The organism is Thiomonas sp., from assembly GCF_054608695.1.
On record NZ_JBTRXV010000152.1, the window covers coordinates 1 to 5292 of the forward strand.

The window sequence follows — 5292 nt, forward strand, 5'->3', positions numbered from 1 at the left end:
AACCCCTGGGCTATATCCCGCCGGCAGAAGCTGAGGCAAACTACTATCGGCAACTCGCCAGTCAGACCTCCATGGTGGTGGCCTGACTTAAACCAACCGGCCTCCACGAAAGCCGGGGCGGTTCAACACCGAGGCGCCTTCCGGATGACAGCCGTCGGCCGAGACGCGGATTCCCCATTCGTCGACCGGCTTGCCGTTCGGAATGCCGATGTCGGCGGTGCCGGCCATTGACAGCCACGCGTCGGTGAAGCGCCAGCCGAGCGACGGGTCCTTCTTGCCGTAGTCCATGTGGCCGTAGATCGGCTTGCCGTCGATGGTCTTCACGTCGTGGCTGAAGAACTCGGCAATGTCTTCGTAGGCGCTCCAGTTCAGCGGCACGCCGAGGTCATAGCCGTATTTCGCCTTGAACTTGTCCTGCAGGTCCTGACGTGCGAACAGGTCGGCGCGGAACCAGTACAGGTTGGCGAACTGCTGGTCCGGCAACTGGTATATCTTGCCGTCCGGCGCCGTCGTGAAGCTGGTGCCGATGAAGTCCTTGATGTCCAGGCCCGGGTTGGTCCACTCTTTGCCCTTGCCGGCCATGTAGTCGGTCAGGTTCATGATCTTGCCGTAGCGGTAGTGCGTGCCAATCAAGTCAGAGTCGGAAATCCAGCCGTCGTAGATCGACCTGCCCGACTGCATCGAGGTCTGCAGTTTTTCGACCACGTCGCCTTCCTGGATGATGTCGTGCTTGACCTTGATGCCGGTGATCTCCTCGAAGGCGCGGGCCAGCGTCTTCGATTCGTACTCGTGCGTGGTGATGGTCTCGGACACCACCGAGATCTCCTTCACGCCCCTGGCCTGCAGCTTCCTAGCGGCGTCGATGAACCACTTCATCTCGGCGGCCTGTTGGTCCTTGGACAGTGTCGACGGCTGGAACTCGCTGTCGATCCATTTTTTCGCCTCGGCTTCCCCGGCCCAAGCGCTTTGGCCGAGGGCCAGAGCGGCAGCGGCGAAGGCCACAGCATTCAAGTGCAATTTCATGTCAATGTCTCCTGAAGTTCTTCCCCTTGAGATGACGACACATCGGCTGGGAAGGATTGGCCGAGTGCCTTTCCCTTTCTTTCAAAGATGTCGGACCTAGCCCTTGCGCAGGATCAGCCCGAGCAAGAGCATTGAAACCACGAAGCTGATCCAGATCGACGGCTCCTGTTCGAGCCCGAACCAGACGATCATCTTTTCGCTCACGGCCACGAAGGCGAGGTTCACGCAGGCCGCAGCGAGCAGCCCGATGAAGAGCCGGTCGCCGCGCGTGGTGGCTATCGGCAACCAGCCCTTGCGCTCGACCGTCGGCGACTTGAGCTCCCACACGGTCATGCCCACGAGCATCAACCCGATGCAGATGAAGAACACCGCCACCGGCAAGGTCCAGGCCATCCAATCGAACATTGCACTCCCCATTTGGCGCGCAGCGCCTGTTCCCTCCTTCCCCCTCGACGGGGGAAGGAGGGATGGGGATGGGATGGCGGCATGCCACGTTTTCACCCCCTCCCCGACCCTCCCCCATCAAGGGGGAGGGAGCCAACCAATTCAAACCCTGCCCATCGCGAACCCCTTCGCGATGTAGTGGCGCACGAACCAGATCACGATCGCTCCCGGCACGATGGTCAGCACCCCGGCCGCGGCGAGCACGCCCCAATCCATTCCCGAAGCCGAGACCGTGCGCGTCATCACCGCGACGATCGGCTTGGCGTTGACGCTCGTCAGGGTGCGCGCCATCAGCAGTTCGACCCAGCTGAACATGAAGCAGAAGAACGCCGCCACGCCAACGCCGGACTTGATCAGCGGAATGAAGATCGTGACGAAAAAGCGCGGAAACGAGTAGCCGTCGATGTAGGCCGTCTCGTCGATCTCGCGCGGGATGCCGCTCATGAACCCCTCCAGGATCCACACCGCCAGCGGCACGTTGAACACCAGGTGCGCCAGCGCCACCGCGATGTGCGTGTCCATCAGGCCAAGGGTGGTGTAGAGCTGGAAGAACGGCAGCAGGAACACGGCCGGCGGCGTCATGCGGTTGGTCAGCAGCCAGAAGAACACGTGCTTGTCGCCGAGGAAGCTGTAGCGCGAGAACGCGTAGGCCGCCGGCAGCGCCACCAGCAGCGATATCGCCGTGTTCATGGCCACGTAGATCATCGAGTTGATGTAGCCCGAGTACCACGACACATCGGTGAAGATGGTGCGGTAGTTGTCCCAGGTGAGCGCCCTCGGCCAGAGCGAGAAGACGCTGAGGATCTCCTCGTTCGTCTTGAACGACATGTTGACCATCCAGTACACCGGCAGGATGGCGAACACGAGGTAGAGAAGCAGGAAGATCGTCCGCTTCCTGAAGCGCCGGTCATCCATGGGCGCCGTCCTTGTCGGCAGTGCCCACGCGCTGCATCCAGTTGTAGAGGATGAAGCACAGCAGCAGGATGATCAGGAAGTAGATCAGCGAGAACGCCGCCGCCGGGCCGAGGTCGAACTGGCCGACCGCCTTCTGCGTCAGGTACTGGGAGAGGAAGGTCGTCGCGTTGCCGGGCCCGCCGCCGGTCAGCACGAAGGGCTCGGTGTAGATCATGAAGCTGTCCATGAAGCGCAGCAGCACGGCGATCATCAGCACGCCGCGCAGCTTGGGCAACTGGATGTAGCGGAACACCGCGAACTTCGATGCGCCGTCGATGCTCGCGGCCTGGTAGTAGGCGTCGGGAATCGCCCTCAGCCCGGCGTAGCACAGCAGCGCGACCAGCGGCGTCCAGTGCCAGACGTCCATCAGCAGCACCGTCAGCCACGCGTGGGTTGCGTTGCCGGTGTAGTTGTAGTCGACCCCGAGCCTGGCCAGCGTCGCGCCCAAAAGGCCGATGTCGGTACGGCCGTAGATCTGCCAGATCGTGCCGACCACGTTCCACGGAATCAAGAGCGAGATCGCGATCAGCACCAGCACCGCCGACGCCTGCCAACCTTTGGCCGGCATCGAGAGAGCGAGTCCGATTCCGAGCGGAATCTCGACTGCCAGCACCGCGAACGAAAACGTGATCTGACGTAGCAGCGCGCCCTGCAGGTCGTCGTCGCGCATCACCGCCTTGAACCATTCGGTGCCGACGAACACGCGCCGCTCGGGCGAGATGATGTCCTGCACCGAGTAGTTCACGACCGTCATCAGCGGCAGGATCGCCGAGAACGCGACGCACAGCACGACCGGCAGGATCAGCAGCCAGGCTTTCTGGTTGACGGGTTTCATGCCGTGGCTCCCACGATCAACTCGTCGTTCCTGTAGAAACAGGTGTGCGGCCCGACGATGGCCAGCCACACCGTCTCGCCTGCCTGCGGAATGCGCTGGTGCGGAGCCAGGCGTGCGCGGATCGCGGTCCCATCGTTGCCGACCACCTCTGCGGTCAGCAGCCAATAAGTGCCGATGTCCTGCGCCTGCGTCACGAGCGCGGGAACGGCGCCGTCGGCATTGGCCGACGCGAGCGTCACGTATTCAGGCCGCACGCCGAGCGTGAAGCTGCCGGCGTCCTTGAGTGCGTTCGTGGCTGACGCCACGCGGTATCCGGCAACCTCGACGTCCGACCTTGCTGTTCGTGCCGGCAGGAAATTCATTCCTGGCGAACCGATGAAGTGGCCGACAAAAGTATGCTGCGGCCGCTCGAACAGCTCCGACGCACTGCCGGCCTGCACAGCGCGGCCGCGCGTCATCACGACCACCTGCTCGGCGAAGGTCAGCGCCTCGACCTGGTCGTGCGTGACGTAGATCAAGGTCAGCTTGAGCTCGTGATGGATCTGCTTGAGCTTGCGCCGCAACTGCCACTTCAGGTGCGGGTCGATCACGGTGAGCGGCTCGTCGAACAGCACCGCCGACACGTCTTCGCGCACCAGGCCGCGACCGAGCGAGATCTTCTGCTTGGCGTCGGCCGCCAAGCCGGCGGCACGTAGGTCGAGCTGGCCGCTCATCTTGAACCGCCCCGGTTTTTGAGGAGGCTCCAACCTTGAAGAGAATGGAGCCATGAACAAGTCAAACAAGTTTTCCCCTGAAGTCCGCGAGCGCGCCGTGCGGATGGTGCAGGAGCACCGCGGTGAGTACCCCTCGCTGTGGGCCGCTGTGGAGTCGATTGCCCCCAAGATCGGCTGCTCGGCGCACACCCTGCTGGAGTGGGTCAGACGCGACGAGGTCGATGCAGGCACGCGCCCTGGCGTGACCTCGGCAGAAGCGCAGCGGGTCAAGGATCTGGAGCGCGAGGTCAAGGAATTGCGCCGGGCCAACGAGATCCTCAAGCTGGCCAGCGCGTTTTTCGCCCAGGCGGAGCTCGACCGCCGACTCAAGAGCTGAAGGCATTTGTTGATCAATATCGTGACCGCTTCGGGGTCGAGCCGATCTGCAAGGTCTTGCAGATCGCCCCAAGCGGTTACCGCCTGCATGCGGCCCGGCAGCGCCATCCTGAGTTGCTGCCGGCACGCACCCAGCGCGATCAGCGGCTGATCCCCCACATCCAACAGGTCTGGCAAGCGAACATGCAGGTCTATGGCGTTGACAAGGTCTGGAAGCAAATGCACCGCGAGGGTGTGGTGGTGGCGCGCTGCACGGTGGAGCGGCTGATGCGCAGGCTCGGATTGCAGGGCACCAGGCGCGGCAAGGTCGTGCGCACCACGATCCCTGACGCCAAGGCGCTGTGTCCGCTGGACCACGTCCACAGGGTCTTCAAGGCTGCGCGGCCCAATGCCCTTTGGGTGTCCGACTTCACCTACGTGTCCACCTGGCAGGGCTGGCTGTACGTGGCGTTCGTCATCGACGTCTTCGCCCGGCGCATCGTCGGCTGGCGGGTGAGCAGTTCCATGCGCACGGACTTCGTGCTCGACGCCCTGGAGCAGGCGCTGTACGCCCGGCAACCCGAACGCGACGATGCCTTGATTCACCACTCGGACCGCGGATCGCAATACGTCAGCATCCGCTACACCGAGCGGCTGGCTGAAGCTGGGATTGAGCCTTCTGTAGGCAGCAAGGGCGACTCCTATGACAACGCCCTGGCCGAGACGATCAACGGGCTGTATAAGGCCGAGCTGATCCATCGCCGTGCCCCCTGGAAAACCAAGGAATCGGTGGAGCTGGCGACCCTGGAATGGGTAGCTTGGTTCAACAACCACAGACTGATGGAACCCCTGGGCTATATCCCGCCGGCAGAAGCTGAGGCAAACTACTATCGGCAACTCGCCAGTCAGACCTCCATGGTGGTGGCCTGACTTAAACCAACCGGCCTCCACGAAAGCCGGGGCGGTTCA

General features: G+C 63.0%; 5 protein-coding genes, 1 pseudogene and 1 other annotated feature. Of the genes and pseudogenes, 1 reads left to right on the top strand and 5 read right to left on the bottom strand.

The window, feature by feature from the left end; genetic code table 11:
- Nucleotides 1-126 precede the first annotated feature (126 nt).
- The 5 genes and pseudogenes from ACYCUK_RS23125 to ACYCUK_RS23145 form a co-directional block, all read right to left on the bottom strand.
- Nucleotides 127-1023: pseudogene (locus ACYCUK_RS23125) on the bottom strand (extracellular solute-binding protein); the annotation flags it as partial.
- Between the two features lie 96 nt (nt 1024-1119).
- The gene (locus tag ACYCUK_RS23130; protein WP_461596949.1) at nt 1120-1428 is read right to left on the bottom strand and encodes a DUF2160 domain-containing protein; all 309 of its coding nucleotides are present in this window, start codon (nt 1426-1428) and stop codon (nt 1120-1122) included.
- A 141-nt stretch (nt 1429-1569) separates the two neighbouring features.
- On the bottom strand, nt 1570-2382 hold the full coding sequence (locus ACYCUK_RS23135; RefSeq protein ID WP_461596950.1) for a carbohydrate ABC transporter permease: 813 nt from the start codon (nt 2380-2382) through the stop codon (nt 1570-1572).
- Complete coding sequence (locus ACYCUK_RS23140) at nt 2375-3256, bottom strand: carbohydrate ABC transporter permease (protein ID WP_461596951.1); 882 nt, start codon at nt 3254-3256, stop codon at nt 2375-2377. Before ACYCUK_RS23140 ends, ACYCUK_RS23135 begins: the two co-directional genes overlap by 8 nt.
- Nucleotides 3253-3969 carry an ABC transporter ATP-binding protein gene (locus ACYCUK_RS23145; RefSeq protein ID WP_461596952.1) on the bottom strand — a complete coding sequence of 239 codons (717 nt, stop codon included), beginning with the start codon at nt 3967-3969 and terminating at the stop codon, nt 3253-3255. The genes ACYCUK_RS23140 and ACYCUK_RS23145 overlap by 4 nt, the downstream gene beginning before the upstream one ends.
- A 52-nt stretch (nt 3970-4021) precedes the next feature.
- Between ACYCUK_RS23145 and ACYCUK_RS23150 the strand changes: the two genes are divergently transcribed.
- Nucleotides 4022-5253, top strand: a protein-coding gene (locus tag ACYCUK_RS23150; protein ID WP_461596953.1) for an IS3 family transposase whose coding sequence is annotated in 2 segments (ribosomal slippage) — nt 4022-4313 and nt 4313-5253 — 1233 coding nt in all. Because the reading frame shifts where the segments join, the coding sequence is not laid out codon by codon here.
- Nucleotides 4300-4416, top strand: a sequence feature (AL1L pseudoknot). Its footprint overlaps the gene before it by 117 nt.
- Nucleotides 5254-5292: the final 39 nt, after the last annotated feature.